Annotated in this window: 8 protein-coding genes; 3 read left to right on the top strand and 5 right to left on the bottom strand. The window is 65.7% G+C overall.

Annotated elements, in window-relative coordinates; all coding sequences use genetic code 11:
* Window positions 1–78: 78 nt before the first annotated feature.
* The 4 genes from ACSVDO_RS08290 to ACSVDO_RS08275 all read right to left on the bottom strand — a co-directional run bounded on the left by ACSVDO_RS08290 (window position 79) and on the right by ACSVDO_RS08275 (window position 14,050).
* On the bottom strand, window positions 79–11,091 hold the full coding sequence (locus ACSVDO_RS08290) for a peroxidase family protein (protein ID WP_489595820.1): 11,013 nt from the start codon (window positions 11,089–11,091) through the stop codon (window positions 79–81).
* 504 nt (window positions 11,092–11,595) lie between these two features.
* The gene (locus tag ACSVDO_RS08285) at window positions 11,596–12,000 is read right to left on the bottom strand and encodes a hypothetical protein (protein WP_489595819.1); all 405 of its coding nucleotides are present in this window, start codon (window positions 11,998–12,000) and stop codon (window positions 11,596–11,598) included.
* A 337-nt stretch (window positions 12,001–12,337) separates the two neighbouring features.
* Window positions 12,338–13,003 carry a methionine ABC transporter permease gene (locus ACSVDO_RS08280; RefSeq protein ID WP_213298897.1) on the bottom strand — a complete coding sequence of 222 codons (666 nt, stop codon included), beginning with the start codon at window positions 13,001–13,003 and terminating at the stop codon, window positions 12,338–12,340.
* 3 nt (window positions 13,004–13,006) lie between these two features.
* Window positions 13,007–14,050, bottom strand: coding sequence for a methionine ABC transporter ATP-binding protein (locus ACSVDO_RS08275; RefSeq protein ID WP_332549839.1), 1,044 nt, complete (start codon window positions 14,048–14,050; stop codon window positions 13,007–13,009).
* A gap of 323 nt (window positions 14,051–14,373) precedes the next feature.
* Between ACSVDO_RS08275 and ACSVDO_RS08270 the strand changes: the two genes are divergently transcribed.
* From ACSVDO_RS08270 to ACSVDO_RS08260, 3 genes are all read left to right on the top strand, one after another.
* Entirely contained in the window at window positions 14,374–15,312 is a 939-nt protein-coding gene (locus tag ACSVDO_RS08270; RefSeq protein WP_489595817.1) for a Dyp-type peroxidase, read from the top strand.
* 384 nt (window positions 15,313–15,696) lie between these two features.
* A complete protein-coding gene (locus ACSVDO_RS08265) occupies window positions 15,697–18,024 on the top strand; it encodes an MBL fold metallo-hydrolase (protein WP_489595815.1) in 2,328 nt (775 codons plus the stop codon).
* Between the two features lie 80 nt (window positions 18,025–18,104).
* The gene (locus ACSVDO_RS08260; RefSeq protein WP_489595813.1) at window positions 18,105–18,839 is read left to right on the top strand and encodes a tetratricopeptide repeat protein; all 735 of its coding nucleotides are present in this window, start codon (window positions 18,105–18,107) and stop codon (window positions 18,837–18,839) included.
* 39 nt (window positions 18,840–18,878) lie between these two features.
* Here the strand turns inward: ACSVDO_RS08260 and gudD are convergent, their stop codons facing one another.
* Window positions 18,879–20,213 carry a glucarate dehydratase gene (gudD, locus tag ACSVDO_RS08255; protein ID WP_332538038.1) on the bottom strand — a complete coding sequence of 445 codons (1,335 nt, stop codon included), beginning with the start codon at window positions 20,211–20,213 and terminating at the stop codon, window positions 18,879–18,881.
* Window positions 20,214–20,279: the final 66 nt, after the last annotated feature.

Raw genomic sequence — 20,279 nt, 5'->3', positions numbered from 1 at the left:
CTGGCTCCTCGGTTTCGTTGTGGTTCGGAAGAATCCGCGGTGCCAGGGCCATGGGCCCCGACACCGCGCGCGCTCTGCTCAAGCCGCCAGCAGGAAGTCGGCCTGGGTGACGGTGTTGGCGCCGACGCCGTCCACGTTCTGCAGCAGGATGGTGTTGAGGCCGTCGATTTCTATGCTGAAGTCATTGCCCAGATCGGTGATCTCCACGCGCAGGCCGAACGACGCCGCATTGATTCCCAGCGCCGATATATCCAGCCGGTCCTGGCCGTTGACGAGATCCGGCGAGGCGTCGAAACCGGCAATCACATCGTTGCCGAAGCCCGCAGCGAAGACGAACATGTCATTGCCCGTGCCACCGTTCATGGTGTCGTTGCCCGCCCCGCCGATCAGGCGGTCGGCTCCGGCGCCGGTGCTCAGGTTGTCGTTGCCTGCCTGGCCGTCAGCGACGTTGGCGACATTGGCCGCGGCGTCAAAGACGATGCTGTCGTTGCCCTGGCTGCCGATCACGTTTTCTATCGTGTTGATCACATCGGTGCCGATCTCGGCGCTGGTGGCCGACGTCGGCGTCACGGTCGCGCCCGCGTTGGTCGCCGACAGGTCGAGCGTGTCGACGCTGGCGCCGCCGCTGTAGCTGTCGTTGCCGTCAGCGATCTCGGCGCGGAAGGTGTCGTTGCCGGCCCCCCCTGTCGCCGTGTCGTTGCCCGCGCCGCCGATCAAGGTGTCGTCGCCGGCATCACCATTGACGGTGTCGTTGCCGGCCCCCCCGAACAGCATGTCGTTGCCGGCCCCGCCGTTGATCACGTCGTTGCCGCCCTGGCCGTCGATCACGTTGGTGCCCGCGCCGCCGCTGATGTTGTCGTTGCCCTGGCTGCCGACAATGTTCTCGATGGCGTTGAGCTGGTCGACCCCGATGTTCGCGCTGCTCGCGCCATTGGCCGTGACCAGCGCGCCGGCTGTGGTGGCCGACAGGTCGTAGGTGTCGGTGCCCGTGCCGCCCACATAGCTGTCATTGCCGTCGCCGGTGAACGCGAAGAAGCTGTCGTTGCCGGCGCCGCCGTTGAGCGTGTTGGCGCCCGTGCCGCCGGTCATCATGTCGGCAGCCGCGCCGCCGATCACGTTCTCGACGTTGGTCACCGACGCCAGGCCCGTTGCCGCTCCCGTCCTCAGGTCGATCACCAGCGCCGTCGTCGTCGCACCGTAGCTCAGCGTGTCGACGCCGCCTTCCATGTCGAGGGCAATCGCCTCGACATTGGTGGTCGTGCTGCCGGCAAAGCTAGCGATCGCCGTGCCCGCGAGCACCACGGCCAGCGTGTTGGCCGCCGCCGTGCCGCGGATGTTCACGCGGTCGTCGCCCTCCCCGCCGTCCATGATGTCGCTGCCGTCGCCGATCAGGTAGTTGAAGACGTCGTCACCTTCGTTGCCGGCCAGCGTGTCGTTGCCGGCGCCGCCGTTGAGGGTGTCATTGCCCAGCCCGCCGTTGACGCTGTCGTTGCCGGCGCCGGCGTCGATGACGTCGTTGCCGCCCTGACCGTCGATCACGTTGATACCGCCGTTGACGGTGATCGTGTCGTTGCCCTGGCTGCCGACGAAGTTCTCTATAGCCTGAAGGACATCGGTGCCGGTCTGCGCGCCGGTGGCCGTCGTATTGCTGATGGTGACTCCGGCGGTGACCGCCGACAGGTCGTAGGTGTCTATGCCGGCGCCGCCCGAGTAGGTGTCGTTGCCGTCATTGACCGTGGCCACGAAACGATCGTTGCCGCCGCCGGCATTGAGCGTGTTGGCCTGGGCATTTCCGGTGAGCGTGTCCGCGCCACTGCCCGTGGTCACGTTCTCTATGCCGGCGATGCTGCTGAACCCGGAGGCGGTGCCAGCAGCGAGGTTCACCGTCACCGCCGTCGTCGACGTATAGGTCAGCGTGTCGACCCCGCCCAGCAGGTCGGCGGCGATGGCTTCGACACCTGTCACCGATACTGCCGCGGTCGTCGTGAGCAGCGTGCCGTTGAACGCCACGCTCAGGTTGTTCGCGGCGGCGGTGCCAAGGAGGTTGAGCGTGTCCAGCCCGGCGCCGCCATTGACGGTGTCCGAGCCCTCGCCCAGCGTGTGATTGATGGTGTCGTCGCCATTGCCCGCCTGGATGTTGTCCGCGCCGGCGCCGCCGTCAATGATGTCGTTCTCGCCGAGTCCGTTGATCGTGTCCGCGCCGCCACCGCCGAGAATGATGTCCTGGCCTTCCGTGCCGTTGAGCACCTGGGCCGCGGCGGCGGCTGGAATCGCATCGCCGGTCACGGTGGTCACGGCCGACGTCAGGGTTTCCAGCGAGCCGCCGTTGTCGGTGAAGCTCACCTGCAGCCGCAGCTCGCGGTTGACCTGGCCGGTGCCCGGCGTGAACGCCTGCTGCGTGGCGCCGGCGATGTCGGTGAAGCCTGCGGCCGCACCGCCCACGCCGGTATTGACGGCCTGCTGCCACTGGTAGCTGAAGACGACGTTGACCAGGCCATTGGCGTCGCTGATGCCCAAGGTCGACGCCGTCAGCTCCTGGCCTTCGGTCGGGGTGGTGTCGCTGATCGCGGGCTGACCGACCGCCGCGACGTTGACCATCTCCACCGGTTCGGTCGCCGCCGAGTAGACGATCTCGAGCACGTCATTGGCGTCCTTGTAGACCGCCCGCACGCGCAGCGCCAGACCCGCCTCGAAGCTGCGCGGCGTGAAGCTGGGCCCGGTGGCGCGTGCCACTTCCCCGCCGGCGTTCTCGATCAAGATGTCCTCGAAGATGCCGGGGCGGACTTCGGCCTGCCAGTAGTAGGCAATCGCGCCAGTCACGGCGCCGGTCGGGTTCGTGGTGCTGATGTTATCTTCGTCGGTCACACCCAGCGCAGAGACGCTCAGCGCCTCGCCCACGGCCGGCGTCTCGTCGCTGATGGTCAACTGGCCTTGCGGGTCGAAGTTGAAGCCCTGCTCGGCAATGAAGGCCGCGCCGTCCGAGAACTGCAGCCGCTCGATGTTGCGCACCACGTCGATGCCGTCCGAGCCCACCTCGCCGTCCACGACATGCGCGACCTGCCAGACGTCGTCGGCGACGAAGGTGACTTCATAGTTGGCAAACACATCCGAGAACACGGCGGTGTCGAAATCGCTGCTGTCGGCCATCAGGATCTCGCGCGCTATTGTCAGCTGGCCCGGGTTGTAGCTGCCGTTGAACACCCGCTCCTGCAACTCGAGATCGGTCATGGTGTCGTAGCTGGCGATCTCCTCGCCCGTGCCGTCGGCGTTCTGGCGCACGCTGATGCGCACGTTGAGCCAGGCGTCGCCGTCGATGATGTCGTTGCCGCCGCGGCCCTCGAGCAGGTCGCTGCCGGCGCCGCCGATCAGGATGTTGCCGGCAAACGATGTCACCGGATCGACCAGCCCCATGCCCACGCCCAGCACTTCGTCGAGCAGCTCCTGCAAGCCGTCGATGAGCCCGATGTGGTTCAGCACGCTGCCGGTGGCGCCCGACAGCGCCATCGCGTTGGCATCGTTGTTGTCGCCCGAAAGAGCGTCGGCGTGGGCCGAACCCGACACGCCCTCGACCGAAGTGAAGCGCGCCAGCACCGTGGCGTTGGACACTGGCACCGGCGTCTCGTCGAAAGCGCGCAGCAGCAGATCGGCGGTGACGCCGAACTGGTCGTCCTTGAAGCCCGCCCAGTCAAAGCCCGAGCCGCCTTCGTAGCGATCCACCTGGCCGCCGTTGCCGAACATGATGTCGTCGCCGCCTTCGCCGTCCATGCGGTCGGAGATGGTGTTGCCGATGAAGACATCGTGGCCCACGACCTGGTCGCGCCCGAAGGCGTCGAAGTTCTCGCCGGCGCTGCCGTCGGCCATGCCGCGTTCTATCCAGTCGTCGCCTTCGTTGCCGAACACGAACTCGTTGGCGCGCGCCCCCAGGATGAAGTCGTTGCCGGTGCCGCCGAAAGCTTCCGACGGGTCTTCGCCGGTGACGATGAAGTCGTTGCCATGGCCGCCGAGTATCAGGTTGGCGCCGTTGCCGCCATGGATGGCGTCGTTGCCGTCGCCGCCCTGCATGTTGTCGTCGCCGCCCAGGTCCGTCATGATGTCGTCGTCGTTGCCGCCGAAGACGAAGTCGTTGCCATCCCCGCCTTCGAGCCGGTCATCGCCCGCGTCACCCCACAGCGTGTCGTCGCCGAGGCTGGAAATGATGGTGTCGTTGTTGGCGCTGCCGCCCAGCACCACATGCTCGTCGCCGCTGTACTTCAGGTAGTTGGGGTTGGGCGTGGCGCTGCCGGGGTCGTTGCGCAGCACCAGCGGCGTGAGTGCGCCGGCCTCCATCGGGTCGTCGCGGCCCTCCAGTCCCAGGCCGGTGAACTGCCGTGACGCGTCGACCTCCAGCGTGAAGCCCGGCGTAGTGAAGATGTCGCCCGGCATGTGCGTGGCGTCGGTATTGGCCATCACCATCCTGGCGAAGGAATTGTTCTCGAGCTCGGTCAGGAAGTTCAGGCCCTGGGTGCGCTCGAGGTAGTAGAAGCGGTCGGCGTCCTGCAGCTTCTCCATCTGCTCTTCGAAGACGAAGTTGAACGTCGAGCCCAGCATGCCGCCGAAAGGCATCTGCTTTTCGGCCAGGCCGCCTATCCACAGGTCGACGTCGTCGACGCCGGTGGAGGTGATGCCGGCGTCGTCGGCGTAGGCGTTGCGCCCGTACAGGAAGTCGAGCCTGTCGGCCGGCGCACCGCTGCCGCCGTAGACCAGCGCCAGCGCCGCCGCGCGCTTTTCCGCCACGGTATCGGCGGACGACAGCGAAGCATGCGTGCCGTAGGCGGCGATGAAGTTCACCACCGAGGCTTCGTGCCTGATGTGCTGCATGAAGTCGACCCAGTTCGCGTACGGCTTGAGCTGGGCATCGCCGGTCACATCGTAGAAGTCACGCCGCGCCGCGTTGAGCGTGGGCACTCCCGTGTCGCGCCCGCGCATGATGTTGATGGCGGCGAGGTCCAGCGGCAGGCCCAGCAGGTTGTTGCGCAAGGCATCGGTCACGAACTCGTCGATCTCATTGCCCTGCTGGCGCGTGAGGCCGCGCGCCAAGGCGCCTGCGGCTTCGTCGGCGCTGATGTCGTCGGGCATGAACTGCAGCGGATTGAGGAAGGCCTCGATCAGCCCCATCTGCTGGTCGGGTGCGTCCTCGCCGCCGATGACATTGAAGTCGGTGTCGAAGCGGTCCACGGTCTCGGTCAGCATCGAATGGCCGAAGCGGTACACCGTGTGCGCGAACTCGGCGACGATGGCCGGATTGATTTCCGTATCGTAGACCTGGGTCGCGGCGAAGAAGATGTCGATCTGCGGCTGCACCTTGCGCGCGAATTCCTCGAACACCAGATGCTGGTACTGCATCTCGGTGCCGAAACGCGCCGCCTGGAACAGGCGCTCGCCATTCCACGAGCCGTCGGGCAGGTGCCATTCATTGATGAAGGCCTGATCGCCCGAAGCCAGGATCACGGCCTTGGTGTGCTCCACGAGCCGGTTGTGTTCGGAGTGGAAGATATGGTGTATGCCGGTCAGCGCGATGTTCTCGTTGGCGCGGCCGTCACCGGCGATGAAGTGGGCGTCCAGCAGCTCGTCATCGTAGAACCCGGCGGCCGGCGTGCCGCCGGCGACGTCGTCGGCATCGGCCTGCAGCGCCGCGCCCTGGCTGCTGACGGGACTGGCGCTGTGCGCGATGTCGGCCAGGAAGGGATGTCCGGTGCGCAGCGCCAGGCTGGCATCGACGGGCGCGCCCGGCGTGCCCGAGGCCAGCGTGTTGACTCCGACGACGATCTGCGCGAAGCCGCTGACCGGGTGGGGAATGAAGTTGCCGTACTCGTCGGCAGCGACCAGCGGCAGGTTCAGCGCGTCGCTGTCATCGAGTGCAATGCCCAGCAGGTCGCGCGCCTGGGCCTTGACCACCGCCCAGGTCGCCATGCCGCCGAGCTCGACATCGTCGGCGCTGCCGAAGATGCCGTCGGTGCCGAGGTCGCGGTTGGTGATCAAGGCGCCGGTGGCGACGGGCTTGCCTTCGGCGTTGAGCACATAGGAGCGCAGGAACACCTGGTGCGACGGATGCGAGCTGTAGGTCTGGTTCTGGTCGATGAACGGCGTGGTGAGGTTGCGCGCCTCATGCGTGTCATCGGCCGTGCCCAGCACGCCGTCGACGCCGGGGCCGGCCACCTGCGTGGCGCGCGTGAGCACCAGGAAGTTGCTGTTGCCGCCTGGCACATAGAGCGGATCATCGGGCTGCAGCGGCACGAAGATCGCGCCATTGCCGCCTTTTTGCACCAGGTCCAGGCCGTGGTCGAAGAACTGGCCGAAGAACGTCATGAAGGCGTTGAACGGCGCCGACAGGCCTTCATCGGGCGCGGTGTTCGGCAGCACCAGCAGGCTGCCGGCCGGAATCGGCGCGCCCTCCAGGTCCAGCAGGGTGCCCACCGGAATCGGCTGGCCGCCGGAGTCCAGTTGCGTGCCGTCGGCAAGCACGCCGAATCCCGCGTCCACATAGGCGCTGACCGCGGCCGGGTTGTTGCTCGTCATGTCGACGATCAGGTTGCTGATGATGCGCGGATCGGCATCGACCACGTTGGCGCCGCTGCCGTAGTCGGTGTTGGTCAGCGTCGCGTTGGGGCCGAGGGCGATCGAGTCCCCGTCCTGGTCGTTCAGGTACTCGGCCCCGACCAGACGCGGGAACAGCTCGTCGGCGGCGCCGAAGCCCGACTGGCCCTGCACCAGATTGTTGTAGCTGCCATCGACGGTGCGCAGCCCCAGCGGCGTGCGCGGGTTGTCGAGAATGTCGCTCAGCGGCTCGCCGGCCGCGTGCCGCTCGGAAATCTTGATCTGCTCGAGAACGAACATCAGATCGGCCTGGATGAAGCGCACGCCCGTGCTGTCGACCAGCGTGGTGGGCGGCGGCGGCGGCGGCGGCACGACCACGGCGACGCCGGCGACCGGGGCCGTGGGTGGCGAGTAGACGGTTTCCAGCACGCCATTGGCGTCCTGGTAGACAGCGCGCACGCGCAGCGCCAGGCCATCGAGGTCCGAGGTCACGCGGTAGGTCGTGCCATTGACCGTGGCCGGCTGGCCGCCGCCTGCATCGACGATGTCGCGGAACACGCCGGCGCCATTGACCGGATCGGGCTCGTATTGCCAGGTGTAGCTGATCGGCCCGTTCACCACGCCGCCGGGATTGTCCGCGTCGGTCAGCAGGGAAGAAACGCTCAGCAACTGGTTGATCTGCGGCGTGTCGTCGCTGATCGTGACCCCGCCCTCGGTGCCGCTGTTGCTGCCCGAAAGAATTTCCTCGGCGTTGGAAAACCGCAGCCGCTCGATGTTGCGCAGGATGTCGGTGCCGTCCGTGCCGACGTTGTCGGTGACGACGGTGCGCCCGTCGGCGCCAGTGGTGACGGTGTAGTTCTCGCGCACGCCGGAGAACATCGCGGTGTCGAAGCCGGGCGACTCCGACATCAGGATCTCGCGCACTATGCTCAGCTGGCTGGGATTGATCTCGCCCGAGAGCATGCGCGGCACCAGATCCTTGATGCTGTCGACGCTGGTCAGGCCGGGCACTCCCGAGACCGCGATGCGCATGTTGAGCCAGGCGTCGCCGTCAATGATGTCGTCGCCGCCGCGCCCCTCGATGAGATCGCTGCCGGCGCCGCCCAGGAGGATGTTGCCCGAGCCAAACGAAGCCATGCCCGCCGGCAGCAGGTCCTGCAGGCCGTCGATCAGGCCGATATTGGTCAGCACGCTGCCCGTGAAGCCGGCCTGCAGGATTTCCGTGGCATCGGCATCGTCGCCGCGCAGGAAGTCGGCGAAGGCCGAGCCCGACAGGCCTTCGGTGAACGCGAAGCGGTCCATCAACGCGGCGCTGGAGTTGACCACCGGCGGCACCACCAGGTCATTGATCAGCATGTCGGCGGTCACGCCGTACTTGTCGAACTTGTAGTTGGCCCAGTCGAATCCCGAGCCGCCGTCGAAGTGGTCCTCTCCGTCCGAGCCCGCAAAGATGTCGTCGCCGCCCTCGCCTATCAGCTCGTCAAAGCCGCCGCCCGAGATCAGCACGTCGTTGCCTATCACCGCATCGCGGAACAGCGGGTCGGAGCTGTCGCCCGTGGTGCCGTCCTGCGTGCCCAGTTCTATCCAGTCATGGCCTTCGTTGCCCAGCGTGGGCAGGTTGCCCTTGGAGCCGAGAATGAAGTCGTCGCCCTGGCCGGCAAACACTTCCGACACGTCCTCGCCGGTGACGATGAAGTCGCTGCCGTTGCCGCCGATGATCAGGTTGAATCCGTTGCCGCCATGGATGACGTCGTTGCCGTCGTTGCCCTTGAGCACGTCGTCGCCGCCGCGGTCGGTGATGATGTCGTCACCGTCGCCGCCTTCGACCTGGTCGTTGCCGTCGCCGCCTTCGATGCGGTCGTTGCCGCCGTCGCCATAGACCGTGTCGTCGCCGAGGCTGGCGACCAGCGTGTCGTTGCCGGCGGTGCCGCCCAGCACGACATGCTCATCGCCGGTATAGGCCAGGTAGTTGGTTTCCACCGCGGCGGTGGTCGGGTCGTCGCGCAGCACCAGCGGCGTCAGCGCCGTCCCGCCTTCGGTAGGATCGCCATGGCCGTCGGCGCCCAGGCCGGTGAACTGCCGGCTCTGGTCGACTTCGAGAATCAGGCCAGGCGTGGAGAAGATGTCCGCCGGCAAATGGGTCGCGTCGGTGTTGCGCATCACCAGCTGGGCAAACGTGTTGTTCTCCATCTCGGTGAGGAAGTTCAGGCCGGCCAGGCGCGACAGATAGTAGAAGCGGTCGCCGTTTTGCAGCGCCTCCATCTGGCTTTCGAAGACGAAATTGAACGTCGAGCCCAGCAGGCCGCCGAAGGGCATCTGCTTTTCGGCCAGGCCGCCGATCCAGAGATCGATGTCGTCGACGCCGGTGTGGGTCACGCCATCCGCATCGTTGGCATAGGCGCCGGTGCTGTTGAGAAACGCCAGCCGGTCGGCGTCGACCGCGGTGAAAGTGCGCTCCTCGGCGGCGCCGGCATTGAGCACGGCACTGCCGCCGAACACCAGGGCCGTGGCCACGGCGCGCTTTTCGGCCAGCGTGTCGACATCCGCTGCGACCAGGGCGGAATGCGTGCCGTAGGCGGCGATGAAGTTGATCACCGAGGCCTCGTGCTTGAGGTGCTGCGTCAGGTCGAGCCAGCTGGTGTAGGGCTTGAGCTGCGGGTCGGCGGTAGAGCCGAAGAACTCACGCCGTGCCTCGTTGAGCGTGGGCACGCCGGTGTCCCGGCCGCGCGCGATATTGATGGCCGCCAGGTCCAGCGGCAGGCCCAGCAACTGGTTGCGCACGGCCTCGGTGACGAACTCATCGATTTCGTTGCCGATCTGGCGCGTCATGCCGCGGATGATGGCGCCGGCGGCCTCCTCCGAGGTCAGGGCGCCGCCGTCGGTGAAGGCCACGGGGTTCAGAAAGGCTTCAACCAGCCCCATGTCGCTGGATACAAAGTTGGGGTCGAGGCGATCTACCGTCTCGTTGAGCATGGTATGGCCGACGCGGAACACGGCGTGCGCGAACTCGGCGACGATGGCCGGGTTGATGGTCGTGTCGTAATTGGTTTCGGGCAGGAAAGCATCGATCTGCGGCTGCATCTTGCGCGCGAACTCTTCGAACACCAGATGCTGGTACTGCATTTCTGTCGCGAAGCGGGCGGCCTGGAAGATGCGCTCGCCATTCCATGAACCGTCAGGCAGTTGCCATGAGGCAATGAACGCGGCGTCGCCGCTGGCCAGCACCGTGGCCTTGATTTCCTCGACCTGCCGGTTGTGTTCGGAATGAAAGACATGATGGACGGCCGTCAGTGCGATGTTCTCGTTGCCGCGGCCGTCGCCGGTGATGTAGTGCGCGTCCAGCAGTTCGTCGTCATAGGTGCCGGCCTGCAAGGGCCCGTCGTTGATGACGCTGTCGTCGTCGGCCGCGAGCAGCGCACCGGTCTGGCTGTTCACCTGGTTGGCGTTGTGCGCGATGTCGTCCAGGAACGCGTGGCCGGTGCGCACCGCACCGGCGGTGGTGATCGGCGCATCGGGGGTGCCCGATGCCAGCACCGGCGGCGGGCCGGCGCTGATCACGATCTGGGCGAAGCCGGTCACGGGGTGGGGAATGAACTTGCCGAACTGGTCGGTGGCGAGCAACGGAACATTGAGCACGTCGGCGTCGGTCAGCGCTATGCCCAACATGTTCAGGGCCTGGGCCTTGACATCGGCCCAGGTGCTCAGGCCGCCGTCCGCACCGTCAAGCAGGTTGCCGGTCGCCACCGGACGGCCTTGGGCGTTGAGCGCGTACTCGCGCAGGAACACCTGGTGCGAGGCATGCGACGTGTACGTCTGGTTCTGGTCGACAAAAGGCGTTGTCTGATTGGTCTGGTCGCCGTTGGCGTCGCGCGTGGCACGCGACAGCACCATGAAATTGGCCGGACTGCCTTCGACATACAGCGGGTCGTCGGGCTGCAGCGGCATGAAGATGGTTTCGGTGCTGTTCTTGTTGACCAGGTCGAGGCCGTGGTCGAAGAACTGGCCGAAGAAAGTGAACCAGGAGTTGAAAGGTGCCGACAGCCCTTCATCGGGCGCGATGTTCGGGATATCCAGCAGCGTGCCCGCGGGAATCACCGCACCATCGAGGTCGCGCAGAACGCCGGCCGCGTCGAGCGTGCCCAGACCGGCGTTGACGAACGCCGTCACTGCGGCCGGGTTGTTGCTGGTCATGTCGGCCACCAGATTGCTGATCAGCCGCGGGTCCGCATCCACCACATGGCCGGTGCTGCCGTAGTCGTTGTTGGTGACCGGACCGAAGCTGTCGTCCTGCTCGTTGGGGAAGCTTTGCGGGACCAACTGCGGGAACGGGTTGTCGGCCGCGCCATAGTGGCTTTGCCCGGGCATCAGGTTGTTGTACGAACCATCCACCGTTCTGAGACCGAAAGGCGCAAAGGTGTTGGGTACCAGGCTCGCGGGGGCGGCGCCCGCTGCCTGTGCTTCAGCGATGAGGATCTGCTGGAGGATGAACTCGAGGTCCGATCTGATAAGCGTGGCCATTTTGATGCTCCTGGAAACAAAAGACAGTCAAGGCAGCTCCAAACCCGGGCACAGGCGGTCCCCAACGCCTGCTTGAGTAAGCAGGCGTCTCGATCGTGGCGGATGGTGCTGCGGCGGGCGCGGATGGCGGAGAAAGATGCATGACCCGGGCGGGTCATGTCCCTGGCGGACGGCTAGGGTCGTCGTCGGCTGTTCATGTAACGCCGCGGCGCGTTACACGCAATGTTCATGGCGCGAAGAGGGCTGCATTGCACCCCGGCACATGGATGCCACCAGCATCGTCCAGGGAGCCCGTCTGATGACCTATTCATACGACTCTCCATCGAATAATTGGAGTGACTAGGTCGGCACGCCGTAGGTCGTTGCTTTCATGAGCGAGCGACAAGCGGTGGTCGATTTGCAACTAACGTGGTGAATTTTGTATGAGCATGCAAATGGATGCAATTATTTTTAACTATTTTGCACTTCGATAGCCCATTGCTATTTATTGGGCCAAGAAAGAAATCAGGCCGGCTTGCGACGCCAGAAAAAGAAGGCGCCGACGACCGCCAGCGCCAGGGTCAGGATCAGCACTAGCGCCAGTACGACGCTGAAATCGCCAGCGGCAAGACGCGCCGCGAAGGACATCCGGGCGTTGCGCGCCGGCTCACGCCCACCCGCAAAGGGATTGAAAATGGCCGCGCCAGGCTCGTCGGCCACGGGAGCGATGGCGGCTGGCGACTGGACGGCAGAGGGCGCCACGTCGGCAACCGGGTTTTCAAAGACGCCGTCGGGAACGCCGCCATCCGCGCTATCGACCGCCGTGCAGGCGCCAGGCAAGCAGTCAGCAGCCGGCGCCAGGTTCGCGCACACGCACCACAGCACCATCAGGACCAGGCGCATCGCTGGAAAAAATCGCTGTCGATGCATGGCTTTTCTCCCGTGTCCGTTCGGTCGATTCCGCTCCTGGATTGTCCATCCATGAACTGCCGGTCACAAGCATGCCGGCGGCCGGCGGCGGCGCCTCAAGCCGCGCGCCTGGGCCCCTGATGGCAGCGCAGCGCGGGCACAAAAAAGCCCGCAACGCCAGACGGCATGCGGGCTGCAAGGCAAGTCGGGTCCGCCGAAATCAGGGACTGCGATGCATTGAAATCCGTGCAATGAAGCCTATTGAATTAGGCTATCGATTTTTATAAAAATCACAAGAATTTCTTCAATCGTAACCGGCGCGCGGCAGACGGACATGCCGCGGCGCCCGTCCGTGGGCTCAGCGGTGGCTCAACCGCCGCACCACCCAGTCGCCCAGGCTCTGTATGGCCTGCACGAAGAAGATCAGCACGATCACCACGGCCAGCATCACGTCGGGCAGGAAGCGCTGGTAGCCGTAACGGATGCCCAGGTCGCCCAGGCCGCCGCCGCCGATGGCGCCGGCCATGGCAGAGTAACCGGTCAGGCTCACGAAGCTGATCGTCAGGCCCGCGACGATGCCCGGCAGGGCTTCGGGCAGCAGCACTTTCCAGACGATCTGGCTGGTGGTCGCGCCCATGGCCTGGGCGGCTTCGACCAGGCCGTTGTCGACTTCGCGCAAGGCGGTCTCGACCAGGCGCGCGATGAACGGCGCCGCGGCCAGAGTCAGCGGCACCACGGCCGCGCCCGTGCCTATGGACGAGCCCGTGATCAGCCGCGTGAACGGAATGATCGCCACCAGCAAGATGATGAACGGCGTCGAGCGCACGGCATTGACGATCCAGCCCACGGTCTTGTTGAGCGGGCCGTTTTCGAGCACGCCGCCGTCGTCCGTGAGGCGCAGGAATACGCCCAGCGGAATGCCCAGCAGGCCGCCGACCAGTCCGGAGATACCGACCATCACCAGGGTTTCCCACAGCGAGATGGCAAACAGCTCCAGCATCATTTCAGAAAAATTTTCAAACATCGCTCAACCCTCGATCTGCACGGTTTCGACCTGTACGCCCACGGCGCGCAAATGCGCTATTGCCGCCAGGATCTGCGCGGCCTCGCCGCTGGCGAACACGGCCAGCGAGCCGAAAGTCTGCTCCTGGATCTCGTCGATCTGGCCGTGCAGGATGCTCAGGTCCAGGCCAAAGTCGCGGATCATCTGCGACAGGATGGGTTCATAGGCGCTCTCGCCCGCATACGACAGGCGCAGCAGCTGGCCCGTGCCGCCGTTGAGGTTGGCCGCGAGCTTGCGCACGCGGGCCAGCACGCTGGCCGGCAGTTCCTGGGGCAGAATTTCGTCGATCAGGCTCTTGGTGATGGCCTGCTGCGGACGCGTGAACACGTCGATGACCGGGCCGATTTCAGCGATGCGGCCGGCGTCGATCACGGCCACGCGGTCGGCGATCTGCTTGATCACCTGCATCTGGTGGGTGATCAGCACCACCGTGAGGCCCAGCTCGCGGTTGACCTTGCGCAGCAGGTCGAGAATGGAGCGCGTGGTCTCGGGGTCCAGCGCCGAAGTGGCTTCGTCGCTGAGCAGCACCTTGGGATTGCTGGCGAGCGCGCGTGCAATGCCCACGCGCTGCTTCTGGCCGCCCGAGATCTGCGACGGATAACGGTCGCGCAGCGCCGTCAGGCCCACGAGTTCGAGCAGCGGTTCGACGCGTGCGCGGATCTCATCCTTGGACATGCCCACGAGTTCCAGCGGCAGCGCTGCGTTGTCGAACACGGTGCGCGAGGACAGCAGGTTGAAATGCTGGAACACCATGCCGATGTCGCGGCGCGCGGCGCGCAGATCGGCGTCACCCAGCTTGGTCAGGTCGCGGCCGTTGACTATCACTTCGCCGTGCGTGGGACGGTTGAGCAGGTTGATGCAGCGCACCAGCGAGCTCTTGCCCGCGCCGCTGCGGCCGATGATGCCGAACACTTCACCGGCTTCGATGTGCAGGTCGATGCCGCGCAAGGCCTCGACCGGGCCCGTCGCGCCCTTGTATATCTGGGAAAGCCCCCGAATGTCGATCATGGAATGTGCTTTGGCGCAGTGCGGGCCCACGGCCTGCCTGCGCTCGTTAAATGAAAAGGAAACGCGCCCGTATCTGTGGCGGGCGCGCGATCAAAAATGCAACCGCGCCCGGCATCTCGCGCCAAGTCGGTGTTAACCCTAAACTATGCCTCAAATTGCAACCGGCTACAGCGCCCGCGCGCATTTCCCCGCGGGGCAGGTGCACAGGCCCGCACAGCGCCCCGCTATTGTCTTCGTTTTGCGCAGCCGCGCGCCATGCCCGACCGGCGCAACCACCGCGCTTTGCCCGCCACAATAGCGGACAGAACTCCTTGAATCTCCCCATGACCACTTTCCAAGCCGGCATTCTGCAGGCCATCCCTGCTATCGGACGCTATGTCTTCTTTTCCATTACCCCGACGGCGCTGAACGAGCCCGCATTGCTGCGCAATGGCCTGCAGCGGCTGGCTGCGCTGGTCGATGGCGAGCGCGTGGTCGCGGCCCTGGGCCACGAACTGGTGCAGGCGCTGGGCGCACAAGTGCCGGGACTGCGCGCGTTTCCCGAACTCAGCGGCCCGGGCGTGAAGGCGCCGGCCACGCCCGTGGCGTTGTGCCTGTGGCTGCGCGGCCAGGACCTGGGCGAGCTGCTGGCGCTCACGCGCCGGCTCGAAAAGGCGCTGGCACCCGCGCTCAAGGCCCTGCGCGTGGTCGAAGCCTTCCGCCACGGCAAGGGCGTGTCCGGCCATGGCCTGGACCTGACCGGCTATGAAGACGGCACGGAAAATCCGCAGGAAGTGGCCGCCGAGAGTGCGGCTTTTGCCAGCGGCCTGGGCGCAGGGCTCGACGGCTCGAGCTATCTCGCGCTGCAACAATGGCTGCACGACTTCGACGCTTTCGACGCCATGTCGGAGCTGGAGCAGGACCACAGCGTGGGCCGCAGGCGCAGCGACAACGAGGAACTCGACGACGCCCCCGAATCGGCCCATGTCAAGCGCACGGCCCAGGAAAGCTTCACGCCCGAAGCTTTCGTGCTGCGCCGCTCCATGCCCTGGGCGCTGCACACGCCCAGCGGCGACAAGGCCGGCCTGATGTTCGCGGCGTTCGGCAGCTCGTTCTATGCGTTCGAAGCGCAGATGCGCCGCATGCTGGGCCAGGAAGACGGCATCGTCGATGCGATGTTCCGTTTCTCGCAGCCGGTCACGGGCGCCTACCTCTGGTGCCCGCCGATGCACGCGGGCCAGCTCGATCTGCGCGCGCTGGTCGCAACCGCAACTTCCACTTGAGAAGCGGCTCCAGCGGCCGCTGATGCTCGCGCGGGCACAGGCGCGAGTCTGTGCCCGGCGGCGCGCTGCGCGGCAGATCGCTGCCAGGGTAATTCCTGATTGCCGCAGAGTTGTTAACGATAACAATCTGCCTGCTCGCGATGTTAACGTGAACAAGCAAATATTTGCCCGTACCGGCTATGCCTTACCCCCGCGCGAAGACATCCAGGAGCACGACAGGGACATCCCCTGCAAGCACGCCCCATATGGGCGGCATCACCGCCAGCAGCGTTGGCAGCGCGACCCGCGCGTCCAGGCTGCCGCCAGCGCCTCCACAAGAGGCAGGGAATCGGCCCATGGCCCAGGGCGCCGTTGATGGCAGGAAATACATTCACAGGAGACACCATGAAGACAGTATTCACAGACTGGCGTGCGCTGAGTCTGCTCATCTCATCCGCCACGCTGCTGGGCTGCGGCGGCAGCGATGGCGGCGCCACGCCCTCACTGCCCGGCGCCACTGCCGTGCGTTCGGCCGGCATGGTCTACGCGGAGCCCACACTGGCGTCGGATGCCGCAGGCAATCAGACCCTGAGCGTGGCCATTCTTTCGCAAAGCGGCATGCGCACCGTGACCACGGACGCGCTGGCCGCGGCCAGCGTCAATGCGCTCAAGGCAGCGCTGGTGCCGGGCAATCTGGTCGACTGGATTCCCAACGGCGCCGACAAGGCCAGCGTGCCCGCCGACCCGGCGCAGACATTCAACGTGATCCTGGCCAAGGGCAAGTCGTCGGCCGCCCAGTTCAATCTGCAGAAGTACGGTGCCGGGGTATCGCGCCACGACAATGCGCCCGGCCCCATGATCGCGGCCGGCTGGGTCTACCAGAAGAGCGCGGGGTCGATCACCATCGGCGATGGCAGCACGGTGACCGCCGACCAGGCCGGGCGCGCGTTCGCGCAGCCGATTCGCCGCTACCAGGAAACCTATTCCGTCGCGCCGAACGCCGTGGTGTTCAACGTCAACACCGACGACTACGCCAAGAGCGCCGCAGCCGACTTCGCCTCGATTCCGGTGACCGCCAACTACGACTACGGCACCACCGCGCGCCAGGCCGCCTATGTGCTGTTCGACAAGAACTACCAGCATGCCGAATCGGCCAAGGTCGTCGCGATCTGGTATTTCACGCCGCAGTCCAAGACCGATGGCAAGCCCGTGTGGGAAGTGCCGTCGCAAAGCCCCATGCTCGCCGACAAGGGCAATGATCCCGTCTCCGGTCAGCCCTACATGAGCATCAACGCGACCAGCCCGACCTCGGCGCCCTACTCGCGCAGCACCGAACCGTTCGAGATGGTCAAGAACACCATGTACTACGTGGGCGACAACGAAGTCGCTTCCTATCTGCTCAAGGCGGACATGGGCACGCCCAACGATCCCTCGGACGACAAGGTGATCAAGGTCGACGCGGGCTGGCCCAACAGCGGCTACCAGTACTGGAAGAACATGGAATTGATGGGCGTGGACCCGCGTTCCGTGACCGACATCTGGTTGACCCACGGGCACAGCGATCACTACGGCACCGTGGTCGAGCAGCTGAAGATGATGGACAACGCCGGCAAGAAGATCGCGCTGTGGGCCTCCAGGGAAGACGCGGTCGCGGTGACCTCGGACATGCAGGGCAACACCTGGAACATCGCCGGCGCCCTGCCCGCGTCGGAAACCGTGATCCGCGAACGCACCACGAACTTCTACGAGTATGACAAGTGGTATGACTACGGCAACGTGAAGATCATGGTGATCTGGTCGCCCGGCCACACGCCAGGCACCACCAACATGCTGTTTCGCGTGAAGAACCCCACGGACGGCAAGTTCTACACCTTCGGCTACCACGGCGGCTATGGCTTCAACGGCTTGAACACGCCCACAGCGAACAACGGCTGGCTGCGCCTGTCTTTCCAGCATGGCTTCAGCTACCTGCAGAACACCGTGGACGTGGACTTCGTCTCGCCCCAGCACACCAACCAGTTCCCGATTGTCGAAGTCTTCCAGGCGCTCAAGGCCTACAACCGCGACCCGGCCAACGCGGGCAAGCAGCTGACCATGCTGGACGCGATGTCGTCGAAGGTGTTCGACTCGCCCAGCGTCAACGGCAGCAAGGTGACCAGCGAGTTCTCCAACCAGCTGGAAAAGCGCCGTTCGGTGGCCTCGTACCGCGCCAGCGATGCGGCCAACGCGAGCTACAAGAGCATAGAGACTTCGGGGCCGTTCAAGCCGGGACGTGAAAACGGCCTGAACGCGGTGCGCGCAGTGGTGCTCGACGAAGGGCGCATCATTCAGGGATTTGTCGGACCGCAGAACAAGAACCCGAACATTCCGCTGCTGGCCAACGGCATCGTGACGGCCACCGACCAGTACACCAACGACCCCACGGGCTTCTACGTCCAGGTCTCGGTCGACGTGCAGGACGCGGGCTACAAGGGATATATCCCCGAAGGCTATACGCAGTTCAGCCCCGGAATGAACGCCAGCATCACCTACAAGGGCGGTCCCGTCGAGTCGGTGCATGCGGCCAAGGGCACGTTCCATCCGCCGGAAGTGCTGCGCACCCAGCGCCTGAACTCGCTGGCCGAAGCGCAGACCGTGCTGCAGTCGATCAGCAAGGGTCGCACGGTGACGCTGTCGCTGACACCGGCCAGCGAGATTGTGGTGCCCGCCAACGTCGCGCAGACCTTCCAGTAAAGCGCTGATGCGCGCACGCGGCCGCTCGCACTCGGCCGCGTGCGCATTGCAGTCCCCGAACGTCTCCCATTTCGCATGCCATGATGACCCCACGCCGATTCAACTTCCATCCATGGGTGCAAGGCCTGGGCCTTGCGGCCACGCTCTGCTGGGCCGCCGCCCCCGCGCTTGCCGCGGACCTCGCGTCCGCCGAGCGCGAATACCAGCAAAGCAAGCTGTTCAACGGCAGCTCCGGCAACACCATCGACATGGCGCGCAGCCGCGCGCATCTGCTGCATGCGGCGCAGCGCGGCCATGGGCCGGCGCAAGTGGAGCTGGGCTTCATCTACCTCAACGGCACGGGCACGCCCAAGGACCTCGCCCAGGCCTTCAAGTGGTTCAATGCCGCGGCAGGAAACGATATGGAGCTGGCGCAATGCATGCTTGGCGACTTCTACCGCGACGGTCTGGGCGGGGCGCCGCAGGACCCTGCGGCCGCGCTGCGCTGGTACCGCAAGACCGCCGACGGCAACGCGCGCTGCGCCTCGAAATCCCAATATGAGCTGTATGCCAGCTACGCCGCCGGGCTGGGGGTGAAGAAGGACATGCGCACGGCAATCGAATGGCTCAGGCGCTCAGCCAACGCGGGCAACCCGCAGGCACAAAGGGCGCTGGGCCTGGCCTATCAGCGCGGCCAGGGCGTGGGCGCGAATCCCGCGCTGGCAAAACAATGGCTGCTCAAGTCGCGCGAAGGCGTTGCGCCGCACGAAGACCATGAGCACGACGACCAAGAAAAAGGCCCGGGCAAAGCGCCGGGCCATGTTCATGTGCACTGAGCCCCCCGCCGTCTCCACGGCGAGGGGGCTGGAGCCGCTTTATCGCACCATGCAGGGACGCTTGTTATCAAAGCTCCAGTTGGGCACCAGGAACTGCATGGCCATGGCGTCGTCGCGCGCTCCCAGGCCATGCTGCAGGTACAGCTGGTGGGCGCGCTCGACGGCCTCCATGTCCAGCTCTATGCCCAGGCCGCCGCGCTGGGGCAGCTCGATGTAGCCGTTCTTGATCTGCAGCGGGTTCTTGGTCAGGTACTGGCCGTCCTGCCAGATCCAGTGGGTGTCGATCGCCGTCACCCGGCCCGGCGCGGCCGCGCCCACATGCGTGAACATCGCCAGCGACACGTCGAAGTGGTTGTTGGAGTGCGAGCCCCAGGTCAGGCCGAAGGCCTGGCACAACTGGGCCACGCGCACCGAGCCGGCCATGGTCCAGAAATGCGGATCGGCCAGCGGAATGTCCACCGACTGCAGCGAGATCGAATGCGCCATCTGGCGCCAGTCGGTGGCGACCATGTTGGTGGCCGTGGGCAGGCCCGTGGCGCGGCGGAATTCGGCCATCACTTCGCGGCCCGAGAAACCGCCTTCGGCGCCGCAGGGGTCTTCGGCATAGGCGAGCACGCCATGCAGATCGCGCGTGATGCGGATCGCGTCCTTGAGCAGCCAGCCGCCGTTGGGATCGAGCGTGACGCGGGCCTGGGGAAAGCGCTCGTGCAGCGCACGGATGGCTTCGACTTCTTCCTCGCCGCGCAGCACGCCGCCCTTGAGCTTGAAGTCCTCGAAGCCATAGCGCTCATGCGCGGCTTCGGCCAGGCGCACGATGGCTTCGGGCGTCATGGCCTTCTCATGGCGCAGGCGCTGCCAGTCGTTGGCCGCACCGGGATCGGTCTGGTAAGGCAGGTCGGTGAGCGTGCGGTCGCCGACATAGAACAGATAGCCGAGCATCTGCACCGAAGTGCGCTGCACGCCTTCGCCCAGCAGTGCGGCCACGGGCACGCCCAGGTGCTGGCCCAGCAGATCGAGCAGCGCGGATTCGGCGGCGGTGACCGCATGGATGGCGATGCGCAGGTCGAACGTCTGCAGTCCGCGCCCGCCGCTGTCGCGGCCCTCGAACGCGGCGCGCATCGCATTGAGCACGGCGTTGTAGTTGCCCACGGGCTGGCCCACGATCAGCTGCGCCGCGTCTTCCAGCGTCTGGCGGATCTTTTCGCCGCCCGGCACTTCGCCCACGCCGGTGTTGCCCGCGCTGTCGGTCAGCACCAGCAGATTGCGCGTGAAGAACGGCGCGTGCGCGCCGCTGAGGTTGAGAAGCATGCTGTCATGGCCGGCGACCGGAATGACACGCAATTGGGTGACGACAGGAGTGGAGGAAGAAGCCATAGTGGAACCAGGTGCAGGGAGAAATGGAATCGGCCTGCGCGTAGGTCAGGCCATGGAATGGTAGGT

It is taken from the genome of Comamonas sp. DB36 (genome assembly GCF_057914905.1).
Note: the sequence above shows the minus strand (reverse complement) of the source record. Positions and strands in the feature narration are given on the sequence as shown.

What these genes read in the sequence shown, in the direction of transcription:
- ACSVDO_RS08290 (WP_489595820.1), bottom strand. Translation starts at nt 11,091, where the DNA reads ATGGCCACGCTTATCAGATCGGACCTCGAGTTCATCCTCCAGCAGATC.
- ACSVDO_RS08285 (WP_489595819.1), bottom strand. Translation starts at nt 12,000, where the DNA reads ATGCATCGACAGCGATTTTTTCCAGCGATGCGCCTGGTCCTGATGGTG.
- ACSVDO_RS08280 (WP_213298897.1), bottom strand. Translation starts at nt 13,003, where the DNA reads ATGTTTGAAAATTTTTCTGAAATGATGCTGGAGCTGTTTGCCATCTCG.
- ACSVDO_RS08275 (WP_332549839.1), bottom strand. Translation starts at nt 14,050, where the DNA reads ATGATCGACATTCGGGGGCTTTCCCAGATATACAAGGGCGCGACGGGC.
- ACSVDO_RS08270 (WP_489595817.1), top strand. Translation starts at nt 14,374, where the DNA reads ATGACCACTTTCCAAGCCGGCATTCTGCAGGCCATCCCTGCTATCGGA.
- ACSVDO_RS08265 (WP_489595815.1), top strand. Translation starts at nt 15,697, where the DNA reads ATGAAGACAGTATTCACAGACTGGCGTGCGCTGAGTCTGCTCATCTCA.
- ACSVDO_RS08260 (WP_489595813.1), top strand. Translation starts at nt 18,105, where the DNA reads ATGATGACCCCACGCCGATTCAACTTCCATCCATGGGTGCAAGGCCTG.
- gudD (WP_332538038.1), bottom strand. Translation starts at nt 20,213, where the DNA reads ATGGCTTCTTCCTCCACTCCTGTCGTCACCCAATTGCGTGTCATTCCG.